Raw genomic sequence first — 20,541 nt, forward strand, 5'->3', positions numbered from 1 at the left:
GGTTGGAAATAAAACGAGTGTAACTCGTGTCAACGAGATTTTGTATCTTAGTAATTGAAGTCGGACTAAAAGCTCGTAAAAAAGATAGGTAGCTGTTCTAGCTTTAGCTAGTTACAGCTAAGAATCCCCTTGGGGATTAGGCTGAAAACCTCCACAGGAGCTTTTCACTCGTCAGATTTCCTATTTTTCCGTAGCTGTTGCAGGCTATGCCTGCTTTACAGATATGGATACTCTTGAGTGCACTGTGTGCTCTTAACGCTCTCATATCTTATCTTACTAATTGAACACGCCCTAAACTCTGTGCGAAAAAGATAGGTAGCTGTTCTAGCTTTAGCCGATTGCAGCTGTGGCTACCTTTAGGCATAAACGAAATGACGATAAGTCGTTAGACTATGAAAAGAGACTGGAGAATTCCAGCCTCTTTTTAGCTTATTCAACAATGTGGCGTTCAAACGGGTCATCAGAAATCCCTTGTTCTAAAATCAATTTTGCCCATTCTTTGGCAGAAAAGAGGCTATGATCCTTGTAGTTACCACACGATTCAATGGTCGTCCCAGGAACATCTTCCCAAGTAGTAACTTCTGCGATTTCCTCTAAACAAGATTTGATGACTTGGGCGATTTCAGTCGTAGAATGGCTCCCCCACATAATCATGTGGAAACCTGTCCGACAACCAAAGGGAGAGCAGTCAATCAAGCCGTCCATCCGCTTTCTAATTAGGAGCGCCAGCAAGTGCTCAATGGTGTGTAAACCAGCAGTTGGAATGGCATCTTCATTGGGTTGAACGAGCCTTATATCATAGTTGGAAATCATATCGCCTTTCGGGCCTGTTTCTTCTGAAATCATGCGGATATAAGGTGCTTTGACAATGGTGTGGTCTAGCTCAAAACTCTCGACAAGCACTTCTTTGGTCATAAAAAATCCTCCTTTTTGTTAAGATGATTATAACATATTTTTTGACTTTGACATTGTGAAATGGTTTAAAGTATGGTAGAATGAAAGAAGATTTTTGAATCTAAAATAAATAAAAACGAGGTGGAAAAATGATATCAATCTCCATTGGTATTGCTCTTATTTCCGCTCTCATTGGTTTAGTTATTGGTTATCTAGCGATCTCTTTAAAAATGAAAGCTGCAAAAGAAGCTGCAGAACTGACACTTTTAAACGCTGAACAAGAAGCAAGCAATATACGAGGAAAGGCAGAACGCGAAGCCGACCACATCATAGTCGCTGCTGAACGTGACCGTCAGTCCTTGAAAAAAGAATTGCTTCTAGAAGCAAAAGAAGACGCTCGAAAATATCGTGAAGAAATTGCGGAAGAATTTAAGTCAGAGCGACAAGAATTGAAACAAACGGAAGCGCGCCTGACAGAACGTGCAAGTAGCTTGGACCGTAAAGACGATAATTTAACAAATAAAGAAAAAGCTCTGGAGCAAAAGGAACAATCCCTCACAGACAAGTCTAAACACATTGAAGAGCGTGAAGAAGAGGTTGCAAAACTAGAAGAGCAAAAGGCTCTCGAATTGGAACGGGTGGCTTCTCTTACCCAAGAAGAAGCACGTGATTTGATTTTAACAGATACGCGTGATAAGATGACGCATGAAATTGCGACTCATATCAAAGAGGCGGAACGGGAAGTCAAAGAGCGATCGGATAAAATGGCGAAAGATTTGCTAGCCCAAGCTATGCAACGGATTTCGGGTGAATATGTGGCAGAGCAGACGATTACATCGGTTCACCTGCCAGATGACACCATGAAGGGGCGGATTATTGGACGTGAAGGTCGCAATATCCGCACCTTTGAAAGTCTGACAGGAATTGATGTGATTATCGACGACACGCCAGAAGTAGTTGTCTTGTCTGGTTTTGACCCGATCCGTCGGGAAATTGCTCGTATGACAATGGAAGCCTTGTTGCAAGATGGTCGGATTCACCCAGCCCGCATTGAAGAGTTGGTGGAGAAACATCGGGTTGAAATGGATAATCGCATTCGGGAGTATGGTGAGGCAGCGGCCTACGAAATTGGAGCTCCAAACCTTCATCCAGATTTGATTAAGACTATGGGACGCTTGCATTTCCGTACATCGTATGGTCAAAATGTGCTTCGTCATTCGATTGAAGTGGCAAAATTGGCTGGTATACTTGCGGCAGAACTTGGTGAAAATGTCAATATGGCTCGTCGTGCAGGTTTCTTGCATGATATCGGAAAAGCGATTGACCGTGAGGTAGATGGTAGCCACGTTGAGATTGGAACGGAATTAGCTCGTAAATATAAGGAGCATCCAGTAGTGGTCAATGCGATTGCTAGTCACCATGGAGATGTGGAAGCAACCAGCACCATTGCGGTGATTGTTGCAGCAGCAGATGCCTTGAGTGCAGCTCGTCCAGGTTCACGCCGTGAATCCATGGAAGCCTACATAAAACGTCTCCAAGATTTGGAAGAAATTGCCAATAGCTTTAAGGGAATTAAGCAAGCCTATGCTATTCAAGCAGGTCGTGAGGTTCGTATTATCGTACATCCAAATATTGTCAATGATGATAAGATTACGATTTTGGCCCATGATATTCGTGAAAAGATTGAAAACAATCTCGACTATCCAGGCAATATTAAGGTGACGGTTATCCGTGAAACACGGGCGACAGAAGTTGCCAAATAAGCAACAGAAAGATTGGTTCAGACGAGCTAATCTTTTTCTATTCACTAAAAATCTGAAGTAGAGTAGTAATACTATTTGCTGAAAAAGAATGTGATGCTAAACTTGACAGCCGGAGAATGAGTCAAATTGTTTTTCCTTTCTTAGTTCTTCGATTGATTAGGTTAGGTGAGAGCAAATGTTTCGCAATAGTAGAACTCTTAGTGCTAGCGAAGTCGTTGCTAAGAACGGCGTTTTTGAGAGCTTAGGATCAAAAATGAGCTATGAAATTTAGAAGAAGTTTGCTTGCGTCTGCACTACAAGAAACGATCAAAATAGTAAATGTTCATGTATATCAAATAGTACAACTTTTATTTGATAAGATTATGAAAAGCAGTTGAAAAAGGCTTGTTTTTTTGATACACTAAGTAGAAAGATTGTGAAGGAGATATGATGGCAGATCGTGGCTTGTTAATCGTTTTTTCAGGACCTTCTGGAGTAGGCAAAGGAACGGTTAGACGTGAGATTTTTGAAAGTTCGGAAAATCATTTTCAGTATTCTGTGTCGATGACAACGCGTCCTCAGCGCCCGGGTGAGGTGGACGGGGTGGATTACTTCTTTAGAACCCGTGAAGAGTTTGAAGAGCTAATCCGTCAAGGACAGATGCTCGAATACGCAGAATATGTTGGAAATTACTACGGTACGCCATTGACCTATGTCAACGAGACACTTGACAAGGGCATTGATGTTTTTCTTGAGATTGAAGTCCAAGGGGCTTTACAGGTGAAGAAGAAAGTTCCCGATGCGGTCTTTATCTTTTTGACCCCTCCTGATTTGGAAGAATTGCAGGGGCGACTCGTTGGACGAGGTACAGATAGTGCAGAAGTTATTGCCCAGCGGATTGAAAAGGCAAAAGAAGAAATCGCCCTCATGCGGGAATACGATTATGCTATTGTCAATGATGAGGTGCCTTTAGCAGCTGAGCGAGTGAAGCGGGTGATTGAGGCGGAACATTTCCGTGTGGACCGTGTCATTGGGCATTATCAAGACATGCTACAAGAGATAAAAAATTAGAAATTAGGTAAAGAGCTATGATGTTAAAACCGTCTATTGATACACTATTGGACAAGGTGCCTTCAAAATATTCATTGGTCATCTTAGAAGCAAAACGTGCGCATGAATTGGAGGCAGGAGCAAAGGCAACTCAGGAATTTACTTCTGTCAAATCTACTCTGCGTGCTTTGGAAGAAATTGAATCTGGCAATGTGGTGATTCATCCAGATCCAGATGCAAAACGGGAAGCTGTTCGTCGCCGTGCAGAGGAAGAGCGACTTCGTCAAGAAGAGGAAGAACGGAAGATTAAAGCGCAGATTGCCAAAGAAAAAGAAGACGGCGAAAAGATTTAAGAGCAGAGCTCAGTTGGCATTCCAACTGGGTTTATTTTGATGTTGATTGGGTATCAATTAGTGAAGAGAAGAGATAGAAAGGAGCCAGAATGTTTGCAGAGATTATCGTCGATGTCCCCTTGATGCAGACGGACCAAGCCTATACCTATCATATTCCGGAAGAATTTGAAAACATGTTAGAAGCGGGTATGCGGGTCCATGTTCCCTTTGGGAATGGCAATCGGCTCATTCAAGGAATTGTGGTTGGTTTTTCAGAAAAAACGGATACGGATACGAAAGACATTGTGGAGGTACTGGATTTTTCACCGGTTTTAAATGTGGAACAATTATGGCTAGCGGATGAGTTGCGAAAAACGGTCTTTTCCTATAAGATTTCCCTCTTAAAAGCTATGTTGCCTAACTTGCTCAATTCCTCCTATGACAAGGTGCTTTCTCAAGGGGTGGGCTTATCAGCTGCAGATAGCAAAGACATTTTTGGTGGTCAAGAGAGTGTGCATTTCTCGGATTTGGATATTCAGCAGCAGGCCCGAGTCATGCGACTAACTCAGGCTGGTAAAATTACCGTTGACTATCTGGCCAAGGATAAGAAACAGATTAGGACTGAAAAGTGGTATCAGGTAGAGCTTGACCGATTGCAGAATCTTGTGATTAGCAATCGTGCTAAAAAACGGCAGGCCCTAAAAGAAATCTTGTTGCAGCAAGACGGTCCTGCTCCTCTGGCGGACTTGCGCGAGGATTTTTCACTAGAAAACATTCGCTATTTTGAAGAACAGGGGGCTATTAAAATCTGGGAAGAAGAAGTCAGTCGTACGCAGGCTTATTTTGACGGTGTAAAGAAAGTTCAGGCTTTGCAGCTCAATAGTGAGCAGGCAACAGCGGTCCAAGAAATCATCTCAGAAATTGGTCGGGAAAGTAGAAGCTATCTCCTAGAAGGAGTAACTGGGAGCGGAAAGACCGAGGTTTATCTGCAAGTGATTGATTATGTTGTACAGCAGGGAAAAACAGCTATTATGCTAGTCCCTGAAATTTCTTTGACCCCACAGATGACCAATCGCTTTATCGCTCGTTTTGGCCAGAAAGTGGCGATTCTACATTCGGGTTTATCTGACGGCGAAAAGTACGATGAATGGCGCAAGATTGAACGCGGAGAGGCTCAGGTAGTGGTCGGGGCTCGTTCGGCGATTTTTGCTCCCTTGGCCAATATCGGAGCCATTATCATTGATGAGGAGCATGAGGCGACCTATAAGCAGGATTCAAATCCGCGTTACCATGCGCGGGATGTGGCGAAACTACGAGCGGATTATAATCGGGCGGTCCTAGTACTGGGGTCTGCTACTCCGAGTTTGGAAAGTCGGGCGCGAGCGAGCAAGGGGCTTTATGGCTTTTTGACACTGACCCAACGAGCCAATCCTCAAGCGCAGATTCCCTCAGTAGAGGTGGTGGATTTTCGGGATTACATTGGTCAGCAGGAAGCCAGTACGATTACCCCTGTTTTGCTTGCAAAAATCAAGGAAAAGCTAGCTAAAAATGAACAGGTAGTCTTGATGCTCAATCGGCGTGGTTATTCCTCTTTCGTCATGTGTCGGGATTGTGGCGCAGTGGATGAGTGTCCGAATTGTGACATTTCGTTGACTCTCCACATGGATACTAAGACGATGAATTGCCACTATTGTGGTTTTCAAAAGGATATTCCACGCTTTTGTCCGAATTGCCATAGCTCTGCCATTCGTTATTATGGGACGGGGACCCAGAAGGCTTATGATGAGCTAATGGAGCTCTTGCCTGAAGCACGAATCCTCCGAATGGATGTCGATACGACACGGAAAAAAGGAAGTCATGAGAAAATCTTGACGGCCTTTGGTCGCGGGGAAGCAGACATCCTCCTTGGAACGCAGATGATTGCCAAGGGCTTGGATTTCCCAAATGTAACCTTAGTTGGGGTTTTAAATGCGGATACAGCCCTGAATTTACCTGATTTTCGTTCGGCAGAGCGGACCTTCCAGCTCCTCACGCAGGTGGCGGGTCGAGCAGGCCGGGCTCATAAGGCAGGAGAGGTGGTGATTCAGACCTACAATCCGAATCACTATGCCATTTCCTTTGCCAAGGAGCAGGACTATGAAGGGTTTTACCAGTATGAAATGGGCATGCGCAAGGCCTGGGGCTATCCGCCCTACTATTACACAGTTGGCTTGACCTTGTCGCATAAGTCTGAAGAACTGGTCGCTAAAAAAGCCTTTGAGATCGTGAAATTATTACGGGAGCAACTGAGCGTTCAGGTTCAATTGCTGGGTCCAACGCCAAAACCGATTGCGCGGACCCATAATCTATATCATTATCAAATAATTGTCAAATATCGCAAGGAACCGCATTTGGGTCAGGTCCTGAACCGTGTGCTCGACTGGACTCAGGAAAGGGAAAATCAAGATCTACGTGTTGTGATTGACCATGAACCACAAAATATGATGTGAGGGATTAGCTCCCCTCCTTCTTCTTTTTAAAACTTGCTATCCTCTATCAGGGCTGAGAAGGCTTTCAGACATAGAAATAGGTCAGAAAATGGTATAATAGGATAGATAGTACCTTTGGAAAATGAAGCGAAAAGGAGTATGCGGATGACAAAAGTAATTTTTATGGGGACACCTGATTTTTCAGCAACAGTCCTCAAGGGCTTGTTGAGCGACGGCAATTATAACGTTTTAGCAGTCGTTACCCAGCCAGACCGTGCAGTTGGTCGAAAAAAGGAAATCCGAATGACACCAGTCAAAGAAGTAGCGTTGGCGCATGAATTGCCGATTTATCAGCCGGAAAAGCTATCTGGCAGCAGTGAATTAGAAGAGTTGATGACGCTTGGTGCAGACGGAATCGTCACGGCAGCCTTCGGTCAATTTCTACCAACCAAACTATTAAACAGCGTGTCTTTTGCGGTCAATGTCCATGCGTCACTTCTACCGAAATACCGTGGTGGTGCACCGATTCACTACGCTCTCATCAATGGAGATACTGAGGCTGGTGTGACCCTCATGGAAATGGTCAAGGAAATGGATGCGGGCGATATGATTGCAAAAGCTGCGATTGCCATTACTGATGAAGATAACGTCGGCACATTGTTTGAGAAATTAGCAGTCGTAGGGCGCGATTTACTGTTGGAAAATCTCCCTGCTTATATAGCCGGAGACTTGAAGCCAGAAGCACAAGACCCGAGTCAAGTGACCTTCTCCCCCAATATCAGCCCAGAAGAAGAACGTCTCGATTGGGCGAAGACCAATCGTCAGGTCTTTAACCAAATTCGTGGCATGTATCCGTGGCCAGTGGCTCATACTCTTCTAAGCGGTGAGCGATTTAAGATTTATGAAGCGAATATCGCTGAGGGTTCAGGTCAACCGGGAGAAATTATTGCACTTAGCAAGAAAGAATTGCTCATTGCAACAGGTGAGGGAGCTGTTGCTCTAAAAACCGTTCAGCCAGCAGGCAAGCCGAAAATGGGTATTGCAGACTTTTTAAACGGATTTGGTCGTAAGTTAGCAGTAGGGGATCGCTTTGGTGAATAAAAAAGAAACAGCGCGAGGTCTTGCCTTGGCCGTTTTAGGCCAGGTCTTTGATGAGGGAGCTTACGCCAATCTTGCTCTTAATCAGGCTCTGAAAACTTCTACCTTGTCAGAAAAAGACAAGGGGCTTGTGACCGAGTTGGTCTACGGTACAGTCATGCGGAAAATTACGCTTGAGTGGTATCTAGCGCATGTGATTGAAGACAGGGATAAATTAGATTCCTGGGTCTATTATCTGCTCATGGTGAGCCTTTATCAGATTCTGTATTTGGATAAAATTCCCAATCATGCCATTGTCAATGAAGCGGTGGAATTGGCAAAGAAAAGGCGAGGAACAGATAAGTTTGTTAATGCAATTTTAAGAAAACTAGCAGATAATGACCTACCAGCTATTGAAAGTATAAAACGCAAAAATAAACGCTTGTCCATTCAGTATTCCCTTCCAGTATGGTTGGTGAAAAAGTTGATGGACGAATATGGTGAGGAGCGGGCGATCAAGATTTTTGAGAGTTTGCTGCTTCGCAACAAGGTCAGTGTCCGTGTGACCAATCCTCGGGATGTAGAAATCATCAAAGTGGAAACAGGAGCAGAATCTTCTCTCTTGTCAGAGGTCGGTTTGGTCAAGGCGAGTGGTCATTTTGCAGGAACCGAGAGCTTTAAAGAAGGTCGGTTGACCATTCAGGATGAAAGTAGTCAGCTAGTGGCACCGACACTGGCTCTTCAAGGAGATGAAAATGTGCTGGATGCCTGCGCAGCGCCGGGCGGAAAGACAGCTCACATCGCAAGCTATTTGACGACGGGAACTGTCACAGCTCTCGACCTGTACGATCATAAATTAGCCTTGATTGAGGAAAATGCTGCGCGCCTCGATGTGGCAGATAAAGTCATCACCAAAAAGCTAGATGCTAGAGAAGTTTACCAGGAGTTTGGAGCAGATGCCTTTGACAAGATTCTGGTAGACGCCCCTTGTTCGGGAATTGGTCTCTTACGGCGAAAGCCAGATATCAAGTACAATAAGGAAATAGCGGATTTTAAAGCCTTGCAACAAATTCAACTAGAGATATTGAACAATGTTTGTCAAAGTCTGAGAAAAGGTGGTATAATAACCTATAGCACCTGCACCATTGTGGCAGAAGAGAATTATCAAGTGGTTGAGGCTTTCCTAGCCAAACACCCCAACTTTAAACAAGTAAGATTAGAACATAAGAGAAAAGATATTCTGCAAGACGGCTGTATTCTCATCACCCCCGAATTATATGGGAGTGATGGATTCTTTATCAGTCAATTTCAGCGAATATCGTAAGAGGAGGAAATGGACCAGATGGAAATTTCATTATTAACAGACGTAGGTCAGAAACGTACCAATAACCAAGATTATGTCAATCGTTATACAAACCGCGCAGGTATTGATTTGATTGTATTGGCAGACGGTATGGGTGGTCATCGCGCAGGGCATATTGCGAGTGAGATGGCAGCTACAGATTTGGGGATTTCATGGGTAGATACACAAATTCACACCTTGAATGATGTTCGTGAATGGTTCTCTACTGTCCTTGAAGAAGAAAATCAAAAGATTCATGAGTTGGGACAGACAGAAGAATACCGTGGGATGGGGACAACCTTAGAAGCTGTTGTCATCATTGACCACCAAATGATTTATGCGCATATCGGAGACTCGCGAATTGGTCTGGTGCGCGACGGGGAATACAGCCAGTTGACCAATGATCATTCACTGGTAGGCGCCTTGGTGCGTGCAGGACAATTGACAGAGGAAGAAGCGCAGCACCATCCACAGAAAAATTTCATTACCCAGTCTATCGGACAACAAAATCCTGTTGAAGCAGACATTGCTTTAAAAACGTTAGAGCCAGACGATTACATTTTAATCAACAGTGATGGTTTGACGAATATGGTTTCTAACGAAGATATTCGTGATATTATCCTCAGTGAAGTATCCTTAAACAGTAAGGCAGAAAGTCTCATTCGCTTTGCCAATAATGCCGGTGGTACAGATAACATTACTGTAGCCCTCATCCACATGACTGAGGAGGCTAGGCAATGATTCAGATTGGGAAAATCTTTGCTGATCGTTACCGAATTGTCCGTCAAATCGGGCGTGGCGGAATGGCAGATGTCTATCTGGCAAAAGATTTGATTTTGGACGGCGAAGAAGTTGCTGTTAAGGTTCTTCGAACCAACTATCAAACCGATCAGATAGCCGTGCAACGTTTTCAGCGCGAAGCTAGGGCCATGGCGGATTTGGACCATCCGAATATTGTGCGTATTTCAGACATTGGCGAAGAAGACGGACAACAGTATTTGGCGATGGAATATGTCGATGGCCTCGATTTAAAACGCTATATTAAAGAAAATGCCCCTTTGTCCAATGACGAAGCGGTACGGATCATGGGACAAATCCTTTTGGCGATGAGAATGGCCCATACCCGTGGCATCGTACACCGTGATTTGAAGCCGCAGAATGTTTTGCTAACCAAAGAAGGGTCAGCCAAGGTAACGGATTTCGGGATTGCAGTAGCCTTTGCCGAAACCAGCTTAACCCAGACCAACTCGATGTTAGGCTCTGTTCATTATTTATCACCTGAACAGGCGCGTGGATCAAAAGCAACAGTTCAAAGTGACATTTATGCTATGGGGATCATCCTGTTTGAAATGCTGACAGGTCGAATTCCCTATGATGGAGATAGCGCTGTAACGATTGCGCTTCAGCATTTCCAAAAAGCGCTACCTTCTGTACGAGAAGAGAATCCTAGCGTACCCCAGGCACTTGAAAATGTCGTCTTAAAAGCAACAGCTAAAAAGCTCACCGATCGCTATAAGACGGTGGCTGAGATGTATGCGGATATTGCTTCTTCCTTGTCTAATAATCGCCTGAATGAAAAGAAAGTTGTCTTAGAAGACGGAAAAGTAGATTCTAAAACCCTACCAAAGTTATCGACAATTGCGACTGAGCAACAACCGCCTTCTGCTAAATCGCCTAAGCCTAAGAAAGATGCTTCTTCTAGACCTTCAGAACGTCCAATAGCACCGCCTTTAAAGAATAAACGAAAAATGCGGACACGCTATAAAGTATTGTTTGGAGCAATTTTGCTGATTATTGCTGCAGTTGCTGCTCTGCTTTTGAATACCCCTGCTACCATCAAGGTTCCAGATGTTAGTGGACAGACACTAGAAGTCGCACAGGAGATGATTGAAACTGCGGGTTTGAAAGTTGGTAAGGTGACAGAGGAGCCTTCTTCAGAAGTGGAAGAAGGGAAGGTCATCCGAAGCAATCCAGCGGCGGGCACCTCAAAAATGGAAGGTAGTACGGTTGATATCGTCGTAGCAACGACGGATGCGGTGACCGTTCCAGATGTTGTCGGAAAAGATATTGAGGAGGCAAGGACTGAGCTAGAGGCGGTAGGATTTGTTGTAAAAGAAGAGCAGAGCTACAGCGATAGTGTGGAAGCCAAAAAGGTCATCTCGACAGATCCCAAAGCCAATTCTTCAAAAGCAAAAGGCAGTACTATTACAGTAACTGTATCCAAGGGAGTTGAACAACATCAAGTTCCGAATGTCGTTGGGAAAAGTCTCGAGGCAGCTACGCAAGAACTAAAAGCAGCAGGCTTGAAGGTTGGGACAACAACCGAAGAATATGATTCACACCAGAAAGGCATTGTGATTCGCACCGAACCAGGTGTGGGAGAAGCTCTTGCCAAAGATTCAACGGTTAATCTTGTCATCTCAAAAGGTCCAGCACCAGTGATGCCAGACTTTGGTATATTAAAAGTCAGTTATGCAGATGCGCGAAGACAACTTCAGAACTTAGGAGTCAATGTCACTGTTGAAAAGGTTGAAGATGTTAATTATACTGCTTCGGGCGAGTTGGTAGTAGGACAATATCCTTCTGCTGGTACCACTATTGGCGACAGCGTGACGCTTTATGTATCTGTGCCAGCTACTACATCGTCATCGACAAGTAGCCATGCCGATTCAAGTACCTCTGGAAGTAGTTCAACAACTACTAGTAGCCCAAATAATTAGAAATGGAAAAAAATAACTCACTGTGCGTACTCGCTTTCATATTTTCAAGCTCGTGAAAAAACAGCCCACTGGACTGTTTTTTTACTACCCTAGAAGGAGGTAATTCTGAAGAATTTTGGTACAATAGTAAGGAAAGGAATCACGCGATGAGAAAAGTCCAGTTTTTTTTACTAGTAGAAAGTATTATTTTTACCTTAGCTTGCTTTGATGTGTTAGCAAGTGAAGCAGCTCGGACCATTTTACTAGTTGCTCTGCTTTTGCTGGGAATTTGGTATGTGACAGGTAGAAAGAGTACGAGTGTTTTTCTCTCCAGTGCGATTTTTTTAATTTTTCTAGTCTTTGTCTTGAATCCCTACTTTATCATCGGAGTCATCTTCCTCTTAATCTACATGCTCATCAACTTCTTTTCAAGGTATGAAAAGCGAAATCAATACACCCATCTTCATTTAGAAGATACAGCCCTTGAAGCACATAAACAAAAGACCAAATGGTTTGGCAATCAAGACCATTCGCAGGATTCGTATGGCTTTGAAGATGTCAATATCATTCGGCTGTTCGGAAATGACGTTGTGGATCTTGATGAGACCATCTTAGTAGGACGAGACAATATTGTTGTGGTGCGTAAGACTTTTGGTAAGACAAAAATTATCGTGCCAATTGACGTCGAAGTCTCTCTGTCAGCTTCTAGCATTTATGGACGGGTATACTTCCTTGGCTTATCTTACTGGGACTTGCGCAATGAGAGTTTTTCAATTGCGAGCCCCTATTACAAGGATTCCCATAAGCGGGTAAAGGTTGTGGTCAATTGCCTCTTTGGTGATGTGGAGGTGGTTCGCGTATGATTAAGAAAGCCACCATTGTGTTGCTTGCCTGGTATGCAACCTTGATTGTTTTAGTGGTCTTATCAGCCGTCTTTCCCTTACTTCACCAGTCTCTGCTGGATGTGTCCTTGTGGACATCAACAGAACAGTTTCTTTTTACTGTCTTTCTCTTGATTGTCATTCTGACCTTTTTTCTGGTCGTTTTGGTACAATCCATTGCGATTATAGCAACTCAAGGGATGCGACAGAAAATCCGTGCCATTATTCAAAACAAGAATATCCGCAGCTCATCAGAAGACGACCAGCTCTTGCTTCAATTATCTGAAAAGGTACGGGGCTTGACCCGTCGGGTGCAGCTGATTGACAATCATGACCTAGTTAAAAAAGAAGAGATTGTCGAAAGTGAACGCAGGCGAATTGCCCGTGATTTACACGATACGGTCAGTCAGGAATTATTTGCTAGCAGTATGATTTTATCAGGACTATCGAGCAGTTTGGACACGCTTGAGCCAGATAGCTTGCAGCAACAATTGGGCATTGTCAAAAATATGCTTGAAACGGCCCAGCGAGATTTGCGGATTTTGCTCTTACACCTGCGTCCCAGTGAGTTAGATGGCAAGGATTTGGTCGAAGGATTTGAGGTAATTTTGCGAGAGGTCAGCGATAAGAGCAATATTGAAGTGCATTTTCATCATGAGGTGGAGGAATTACCAACCGCGATTGAGGAGCATTTCTTCCGAATTGGCCAAGAAATTATCAGCAATACCCTACGCCACTCAAAAGCGCACCATCTGGATGTCTATCTTGTACAATCAGAATATGAAGTCCAGTTAAAAATGACCGATGATGGAGTCGGTTTTGTCAAAAATGATGAACAAGAAGTCAGCTACGGCTTGCAAAACATTCAGGAACGGGTTGAAGATATGGCAGGAACCGTGAAAATTCGCACCGCACCGGATAAGGGAGTGGCAATCGACATTCGTGTGCCACTATTGAAAGGAAAAGAACATGAGCAAAATTCGAGTCTTATTGGTGGATGATCATGAGATGGTCCGCCTAGGATTAAAAAGTTTTTTAAATTTACAAGCAGATATTGAGGTCATCGCAGAAGCCAGCGAGGGTCAAGAAGGAGTTGAAAAAGCTCTGGAATTACGTCCAGACATTATCGTCATGGATTTGGTAATGCCCCAGTTGTCTGGAGTGGATGCGACCTTAGAAATTCTCAAAGAATGGAAAGAAGCAGCGGTCTTGATTTTGACCTCCTATCTTGACAATGAAAAGATTTATCCTGTCTTAAAAGCAGGTGCCAAAGGCTACATGTTAAAAACATCGAGTGCCGAAGAAATTGTCCGAGCCATTCGCAAGGTCTCTCAAGGAGAGCTTGCCATTGAAACAGAAGTTGAAAAGAAAATGGAACATCAAAAACGCCACCCTGCTTTGCATGAGGATTTGACAGCGCGTGAAAAGGAAATTTTGGCTCTGCTTGCCAAGGGGTACGATAATCAACGGATTGCCGACGAATCCTTTATTTCATTGAAAACGGTGAAAACCCATGTCTCTAACATCTTGTCCAAATTAGCTGTGAGTGATCGGACGCAAGCAGTTGTGTATGCCTTTCAGCATGGACTGGTAGCGCAAGACCCAGAATCATGATATAATAGGAGGCGAAAAAAGGAGATTTATGGACGTAAAATTAAAATATAAAGCTAAGAAAATAAAAATTATCTTTTTTGATATTGATGATACCTTGCGTGTTAAGGATACGGGCTATGTCCCAGCATCCCTGGCGCATGTCTTTAAATCCTTGAAAGAAAAAGGGATTTTAACTGGGATTGCTTCTGGGCGTGCTATTTACGGTGTAGTACCAGAATTGCAGGTCTTGAAGCCGGACTATTTTGCCATGATTAACGGCAGTTTTGTTGAGGATGCAAAAGGAAATATTATCCGTCAAAAAGCGATTCCGACAGAACTGGTAGAACGGTGTATCGAGTGGACCAAGGTAGAAGGAATTGATTATGGCTTAATGGGAGGCCATAAGGCGACCCTGTCTCATCGCGATGAGCGCATCAGCAAGACTATTGATATTATTTATGAAAATTTGGCAACAGATCCCGATTTTTATAAAGAAAATTCCATTTATCAGATTTGGACTTTTGAGCAAGAAGGTAGAGAGGTCGAACTTCCAGCAGACTTGCAAGAAGAGTTGCGTAGCGTCCGTTGGGAAGCAATTTCATCGGATATTATCCTACAAGACGCATCGAAGGCAGCAGGGATTGCCGCAGTTGTTGAGCATCTTGGTTTAAAACCAGAAAATGTTATGGTCTTTGGCGATGGATTAAATGACTTAGAAGCCTTCGATTATGCAGGAATCAGTGTTGCCATGGGCGTGTCTCATCCTGATTTAGCCGCAAAAGCAGATTATATCACAAAAACAGTAGAAGAAGATGGCATTTTACATGCCTTGGAGGAGTTTGGTTTGGTAGAAAAAGAAAAATATTTCCCACAGTTAGATTTAGAAAATGTCAAGGGACCGCGTGCGACGATTAAGACCAATCATGGTGACCTGCGCTTGCAATTATTCCCTGATATTGCACCCAAAACAGTCGCAAACTTTGTGGCGCTTGCTAAAGATGACTACTATGATGGTGTGATTTTTCACCGTATCATCAAGGATTTCATGATTCAAGGTGGTGATCCGACCGGAACAGGTATGGGTGGTGAGTCCATTTATGGAGCGGCGTTTGAAGACGAATTCTCAATGGAAGTCTTTAATATCCGCGGAGCACTTTCAATGGCTAATGCAGGACCAAATACCAACGGTAGTCAATTTTTCATCGTTCAAAATACGAACCTACCGTATGCTAAAAAGGAATTAGAACGAGGTGGTTGGCCAGCCCCCATTGCAGAAATCTATGCAGAACAAGGTGGAACACCGCATTTAGACCAACGCCATACCGTATTTGGTCAATTGCGAGATGAAGCATCCTACGCTATTTTAGATGCTATTGCTGCAGTTGAAACAGGGGCGATGGATAAGCCAGTCGAAGATGTCATCATTGAAACAATCGAAATTGAGGATTAAGATGAAAATTGGAGAGAAACTACGCGGGACAGTGACCGGCATTCAGCCTTACGGAGCCTTCATAGAACTAGATAATGGAACAACTGGATTGATTCATATTTCAGAAATCAAAACAGGTTATGTTGATAATATCCGAGACCAACTAAAGATTGGACAGGAACTTCTCGTTCAAGTGGTGGATTTCGATGAATACACTCAGAAAGCTAGCCTATCTCTACGAACACTAGAAGAAGAAAAGCAGAAGGTCCCGCGTCCTCACCGCTTTACAAGTGACCGCTACAAAATCGGTTTTGAACCTCTAGCTAATCATCTACCGTATTGGATCAAAGAAGCCAAAACATTCTTAGAAAAGCAAGAAAAGTAAAAGGAATTGGAGTATGTTCCAATTCCTTTTATATAGTTACTTATCCCTCATAAAGGGCAGTCGATAGGTAACGCTCACCGTTGTCAGCAAGGATTGCTAATACTTTTTTACCAGCTCCTAGTTCCTTTGCGACTTCAATCGCAGCGTAAATCGCAGCTCCCGAAGAAATTCCAACAAGGAACCCTTCTTGTCCACCGACCGCACGACCAGTCGCAAGTGCATCATCTGATTTGACGCGGATAATGTGGTCGTAAGCCTTGGTATCCAAGGTATCAGGAATGAATCCTGCTGAAATTCCTTGGATTTTGTGAGGTCCAGGTGTCTCACCTGACAAGATCGCCGATTCATCCGCTTCAACAGCGTAAATACTGATAGCGGGATTTGCTTGTTTGAGAGTATGAGAGACACCTGTAATCGTTCCACCAGTCCCAATTCCAGAGACAAAGGCATCGAGTCCTGTTGCACCAAAGGCTTCTAGAATTTCTTGACCAGTCGTGTCCTCGTGGATTTTTGGATTAGCAGGGTTGGAAAATTGTAGCGGTACCCAACCGTTTTGCTCCTCTGCAATTTCATTGGCTTTAGCGATTGCTCCCTTCATTCCCTCGCTACCAGGAGTGAGAACCAGCTCTGCTCCGTAGGCTTGAATGATTTTACGGCGCTCAATACTCATGGTTTCAGGCATAACAATGATGACCTTGTAGCCTTTTGCAGCTCCGACCCAAGCGAGTCCAATTCCAGTATTTCCGCTGGTCGGCTCGACAATGGTATCTCCAGGTTTGATAATATTATCTTTTTCAGCCTGTTCAATCATGGCCAAAGCAATCCGGTCTTTGACAGATGAGCCAGGATTGAAGGCTTCCAACTTCACATACACATCTGCAGCCCCTTTTGGTACGAGATGGTTTAATTTCACGATGGGAGTATGTCCAACTAATTCAGTAATATTTTGATAAATTGCCATACGGCACCTCCATTTCTTACTGCTATCAGTATACTCCTGTCCCCATCGTTTGTAAAATATAAAAAACCTATCGTAGTGATAGGTGTTATCAATGTACAGGAATTTCAACGATACGGCAATCAGCCTTTTCTACTTGGATTTTTCCATGGTAAAATTCTATCAGACTATTGATGATGTCCTGCGTCTCTTGCTTATCGGTAAAAATCATGGTCCGAATATCCGCTAAAAATTCAGTGTCGTATTCTTCTAAAGCATGTGTCGTCCGCCAATTAGCAAATTCCTGATATTGGGAATAATTCATCGTAATCCCAATACCTCGCTGTTCCTTGACCTCAACAATCCCAAGCTCAGACACGGCATGGGCGACTGCTCCAGCATAAGCCCGGATCAACCCTCCAGCTCCTAGTTTAACCCCACCAAAATAGCGGGTGACAACGGCCACCACATTGGTCAGTTGATTGTTTTCCAAAACGGTCAGCATGGGTACACCAGCAGTTCCAGAGGGCTCGCCGTCGTCTGATGACCGCTTGATTTCCATGTTTTCCCCAAGGATAAAAGCAGAGCAGTTATGGGTGGCGCGGTAATGTTCTTTTTTTACCGCATTGATAAAGTCACGGGCTTCTTCTTCTGAAGTCACCCGTTTTAAATGGCAGATAAAACGCGATTTTTTAATTTCTTCTCCTACTATTCCGTCAGCAGTAATGGTTCGATATTCTTTCATACCATGATTGTACTAAGTTTTTGCACAGATGACAAGTTTTCGGATAAAAATTGCGAATAAATAAGCATGATAGATTTGACAGATTACTACGGACGATTATATACGCATCATCAATTAACAGAAGAAGAACGCCTGCAGGCTGAGGCGCTACCGAGTTATACGGCAGATAAGGCCTGCTTTCGGTGCTCCACCGTATTTGAAGACAGGCACCAATTACCAAATGGCGCTCAGTATTGCAGGGAGTGCATAGTGTTAGGACGTGTCAGGACGGATGAGGAGCTGTACTATTTTCCTCAACAGCCCTTTCCACCACAAAACTCTTTAAAATGGCAAGGACAGTTGACCGCTTGGCAACAAGGGATTTCAGATGCGCTTCGGCAGCAATTTCAAGCTAGAAAAGATACCTTGGTTCATGCCGTGACAGGGGCTGGAAAGACCGAAATGATTTATCAGGTCGTGGCAGATGCGATTAATGTAGGTGGGGCGGTCTGTTTAGCCAGTCCACGGATTGATGTTTGTATCGAGTTGTACGAGCGCCTACAGCATGATTTTACCTGTCCAATTAGTCTGTTACACGGTGCGGCAGATTCCTATTTTCGCACACCTCTTGTGATTGCAACTACACATCAACTGCTGAAATTTTATCAGGCGTTTGACTTAGTCTTGATTGATGAGGTAGATGCCTTTCCCTATGTAGATAATCCCATGCTCTATCGTGCTGTAGACAATGCCGTCAAAGACGATGGTGTCACCATGTTTTTGACAGCTACTTCAACAGACGAATTGGAACGAAAGGTTCGCACAGGAGAACTGCACCGCCTGCGATTGCCACGGCGTTTTCATGGTAATCCACTAGTTGTCCCGCAAAAGGTCTGGCTGGATCACTTTGATAAACATCTCAAGAAGAACAAAATGGTCCCCAAATTAGGCCAAAAAATCGCTGAGCAACGGCAATCAGGCTTCCCGCTTCTTATTTTTCTACCCGAAATTTGTATGGGGCAAGCTTTTGCCCAGTTGCTAGCAGACTATTTTCCAGACCAAGGCATTGGATTCGTGTCCAGCCAGACTGAAAATCGTCTGGAAATCGTTGAACAATTTCGCAAGCAGGAAATTCAGATTTTGGTGACAACAACGATTTTAGAACGCGGTGTTACTTTTCCCTGTGTTGATGTTTTTGTGGTGCAGGCCAATCATTACCTCTATACATCGTCGTCTTTGATTCAGATTGCTGGACGAGTTGGCAGGAGCATGGAGAGACCGACAGGGGAATTGCTTTTCTTTCATAACGGGAGGAACCATGCGATTGAAAAGGCCATCCAGGAAATTCGATTGATGAATCAGGAGGCAGGATATGGCACTGTGTCTACTATGTCAGCAAACTCTTAAAAAGCGGGTCTTGTTTTCAGATATTCTTCTATTAAAGAAAGAGCGGGAAGGGATATGTCTGGATTGCCGGCAGGGGTTCTCACCTATATCAGATATTCATTGTCCGACTTGCTTTAAAGAAGGAGAAAAAAACGTCTGTTCCGACTGTCTCTATTGGGAGAAACAAGGGGCAGCTGTCTCCCATGAAAGCCTTTATCGCTACAATGAGCACATGGCAGACTATTTCAGTCGCTACAAATTTGTAGGTGATTATCTGTTGCGGACGGTATTTGCAACTGAATTACAGACCTATTTCAAAGATAAAAGAGGCTATGCATTTGTACCTATTCCTATTAGCGACAAGAGAATGGCAGAGCGTGGTTTTAACCAAGTCACAGGCTTGCTCAGTAGCGCAGGACTTTCCTTTCAGGAAATTCTTCAAAAAGAAGATACTAAAAAGCAATCAGATAAGACCCGTCAAGAACGGCTAGAACTAAAACAACCCTTTTCTATTGTAGAAAATACAGCTGTTCCCGAAAACATTATCCTAATAGATGATATCTACACAACAGGTTCGACCGTCCAGTTAGCCAAGCAAGTGCTGATGAAAAATGGTGCGAAAATAGTTGCAAGTTTTTCACTTGCTCGTTAGTAAACGTTTGCAAAAAAATCCTAATATGGTATAATGGTAGTGAACAAAAGCGAAAGCTTAGAAAGAGGTATTTACTATGATTAAATTTAGCATTCGTGGAGAGAACATCGAAGTAACAGACGCTCTTCGTAGTTACGTCGAAGAAAAAGTAGCTAAGATTGAAAAATACTTCCATGCAGATCAAGAGTTAAATGCGAAAGTAAATCTAAAAGTATACCGCGATAAACGCTCCAAAGTAGAAGTGACGATCCCATTAGGATCAATTACACTTCGTGCAGAAGACATTTCTCAAGATATGTATGGATCAATCGACTTAGTAGTGGACAAGATTGAACGCCAAATCCGTCGAAATAAAACAAAGATTGAAAAGAAAAATCGTCAAAAAGTATCAACTAGCCAATTGTTTACAGAAGAATTAGTTGAGCAAGCTGAAGAAGAAGTAAAAGTTGTTCGTACCAAACAAGTTGATTTGAAACCAATGGATTTAGAAGAAGCCATTTTACAGCTTGAATTGCTAGGACACGATTTCTTCATCTATACAGATGCGAAAGACTCTACAACAAATGTCATTTACAAACGTGAAGACGGTGGCCTTGGTTTACTAGAAGTCAAAGCTTAAAAAAATATCTGCAGATATCTGCAGATATTTTTTATTCCCCCATGACACACCTAAGTGATTTGTATTAGCTTAAATTAGCAGTAAGATTCCCTCGGTCTTTTCCTTATTGTTAGAGATGTGGAATCGACACACGGAAAAAAACACGAAAAAAAGACACGAAAAAATTAAAAAAAGTAGAAAAAAGATATTGACAAAGGATTGAGAAGGTGATATACTAATATAGTTATCGCTTGAGAGATCGGCATTACAAGACCTTTGAAAATTAAAGAAGACGAACCAAACGTGCAGGGTGGTTTATGGCAACATAAACCGTCAATGAACAAAAAAAGAT

The 20,541-nt window shown here is 43.4% G+C and carries 19 protein-coding genes; 16 read left to right on the plus strand and 3 right to left on the minus strand.

The annotated features are described in order from the left end of the window. Positions 1–429: 429 nt before the first annotated feature. On the minus strand, positions 430–915 hold the full coding sequence (locus E4T82_RS06850; RefSeq protein WP_135182110.1) for an S-ribosylhomocysteine lyase: 486 nt from the start codon (positions 913–915) through the stop codon (positions 430–432). Between the two features lie 128 nt (positions 916–1,043). On the opposite strand from E4T82_RS06850, the gene E4T82_RS06855 reads away from it, so the two are divergent. The 13 genes from E4T82_RS06855 (at position 1,044) to E4T82_RS06915 (ending at position 15,892) form a co-directional block, all read left to right on the plus strand. After that, on the plus strand, positions 1,044–2,657 hold the full coding sequence (locus tag E4T82_RS06855) for a ribonuclease Y (protein WP_135182111.1): 1,614 nt from the start codon (positions 1,044–1,046) through the stop codon (positions 2,655–2,657). A gap of 426 nt (positions 2,658–3,083) precedes the next feature. Continuing rightward, positions 3,084–3,707 carry a guanylate kinase gene (gmk, locus tag E4T82_RS06860; RefSeq protein ID WP_135182112.1) on the plus strand — a complete coding sequence of 208 codons (624 nt, stop codon included), beginning with the start codon at positions 3,084–3,086 and terminating at the stop codon, positions 3,705–3,707. Positions 3,708–3,724: 17 nt separating this feature from the next. Continuing rightward, positions 3,725–4,039 carry a DNA-directed RNA polymerase subunit omega gene (rpoZ, locus tag E4T82_RS06865; protein WP_135182113.1) on the plus strand — a complete coding sequence of 105 codons (315 nt, stop codon included), beginning with the start codon at positions 3,725–3,727 and terminating at the stop codon, positions 4,037–4,039. Positions 4,040–4,128: 89 nt separating this feature from the next. Next, on the plus strand, positions 4,129–6,507 hold the full coding sequence (locus tag E4T82_RS06870; protein ID WP_135182114.1) for a primosomal protein N': 2,379 nt from the start codon (positions 4,129–4,131) through the stop codon (positions 6,505–6,507). 144 nt (positions 6,508–6,651) lie between these two features. Then, on the plus strand, positions 6,652–7,587 hold the full coding sequence (gene fmt, locus E4T82_RS06875; RefSeq protein ID WP_135182115.1) for a methionyl-tRNA formyltransferase: 936 nt from the start codon (positions 6,652–6,654) through the stop codon (positions 7,585–7,587). After that, positions 7,577–8,887 (plus strand): 16S rRNA (cytosine(967)-C(5))-methyltransferase RsmB, encoded by a 1,311-nt coding sequence (gene rsmB / locus E4T82_RS06880; protein ID WP_135182116.1) that lies wholly within the window; start codon positions 7,577–7,579, stop codon positions 8,885–8,887. The genes fmt and rsmB overlap by 11 nt, the downstream gene beginning before the upstream one ends. An 18-nt stretch (positions 8,888–8,905) precedes the next feature. Further along, positions 8,906–9,646, plus strand: a complete 741-nt coding sequence (locus E4T82_RS06885; protein ID WP_135182117.1) for a Stp1/IreP family PP2C-type Ser/Thr phosphatase — start codon at positions 8,906–8,908, stop codon at positions 9,644–9,646. Then, positions 9,643–11,625, plus strand: a complete 1,983-nt coding sequence (gene pknB / locus E4T82_RS06890; RefSeq protein ID WP_135182118.1) for a Stk1 family PASTA domain-containing Ser/Thr kinase — start codon at positions 9,643–9,645, stop codon at positions 11,623–11,625. The genes E4T82_RS06885 and pknB overlap by 4 nt, the downstream gene beginning before the upstream one ends. Before the next feature lie 146 nt (positions 11,626–11,771). Beyond that, positions 11,772–12,467 carry a cell wall-active antibiotics response protein LiaF gene (gene liaF, locus E4T82_RS06895; protein WP_135182119.1) on the plus strand — a complete coding sequence of 232 codons (696 nt, stop codon included), beginning with the start codon at positions 11,772–11,774 and terminating at the stop codon, positions 12,465–12,467. Continuing rightward, positions 12,467–13,486, plus strand: a complete 1,020-nt coding sequence (locus E4T82_RS06900; RefSeq protein ID WP_135182130.1) for a sensor histidine kinase — start codon at positions 12,467–12,469, stop codon at positions 13,484–13,486. Before liaF ends, E4T82_RS06900 begins: the two co-directional genes overlap by 1 nt. Beyond that, on the plus strand, positions 13,455–14,099 hold the full coding sequence (locus E4T82_RS06905; protein ID WP_135182120.1) for a response regulator transcription factor: 645 nt from the start codon (positions 13,455–13,457) through the stop codon (positions 14,097–14,099). Before E4T82_RS06900 ends, E4T82_RS06905 begins: the two co-directional genes overlap by 32 nt. A 28-nt stretch (positions 14,100–14,127) precedes the next feature. Next, entirely contained in the window at positions 14,128–15,528 is a 1,401-nt protein-coding gene (locus E4T82_RS12970) for a bifunctional Cof-type HAD-IIB family hydrolase/peptidylprolyl isomerase (RefSeq protein WP_135182121.1), read from the plus strand. A gap of 1 nt (position 15,529) precedes the next feature. Beyond that, complete coding sequence (locus E4T82_RS06915) at positions 15,530–15,892, plus strand: S1 RNA-binding domain-containing protein (RefSeq protein ID WP_135182122.1); 363 nt, start codon at positions 15,530–15,532, stop codon at positions 15,890–15,892. Positions 15,893–15,932: 40 nt separating this feature from the next. Here the strand turns inward: E4T82_RS06915 and cysK are convergent, their stop codons facing one another. Together cysK and E4T82_RS06925 are read right to left on the minus strand one after the other, a co-directional pair. Further along, positions 15,933–16,853: a cysteine synthase A gene (cysK, locus tag E4T82_RS06920; RefSeq protein WP_135182123.1), complete on the minus strand. Its 921-nt coding sequence runs from the start codon at positions 16,851–16,853 to the stop codon at positions 15,933–15,935. A gap of 88 nt (positions 16,854–16,941) precedes the next feature. Beyond that, the gene (locus E4T82_RS06925; RefSeq protein ID WP_135182124.1) at positions 16,942–17,574 is read right to left on the minus strand and encodes a YigZ family protein; all 633 of its coding nucleotides are present in this window, start codon (positions 17,572–17,574) and stop codon (positions 16,942–16,944) included. A gap of 66 nt (positions 17,575–17,640) precedes the next feature. Between E4T82_RS06925 and E4T82_RS06930 the strand changes: the two genes are divergently transcribed. The 3 genes from E4T82_RS06930 (at position 17,641) to hpf (ending at position 20,210) form a co-directional block, all read left to right on the plus strand. Beyond that, positions 17,641–18,960 carry a DEAD/DEAH box helicase gene (locus tag E4T82_RS06930; protein ID WP_135182125.1) on the plus strand — a complete coding sequence of 440 codons (1,320 nt, stop codon included), beginning with the start codon at positions 17,641–17,643 and terminating at the stop codon, positions 18,958–18,960. Beyond that, a complete protein-coding gene (locus tag E4T82_RS06935; protein ID WP_135182126.1) occupies positions 18,926–19,591 on the plus strand; it encodes a ComF family protein in 666 nt (221 codons plus the stop codon). The genes E4T82_RS06930 and E4T82_RS06935 overlap by 35 nt, the downstream gene beginning before the upstream one ends. 76 nt (positions 19,592–19,667) lie before the next feature. Further along, entirely contained in the window at positions 19,668–20,210 is a 543-nt protein-coding gene (gene hpf / locus E4T82_RS06940) for a ribosome hibernation-promoting factor, HPF/YfiA family (RefSeq protein WP_075105565.1), read from the plus strand. The last annotated feature ends 331 nt before the right edge of the window (positions 20,211–20,541 follow it).

It is taken from the genome of Streptococcus cuniculi (assembly GCF_004570575.1).
Lineage (GTDB): Bacteria > Bacillota > Bacilli > Lactobacillales > Streptococcaceae > Streptococcus > Streptococcus cuniculi_A.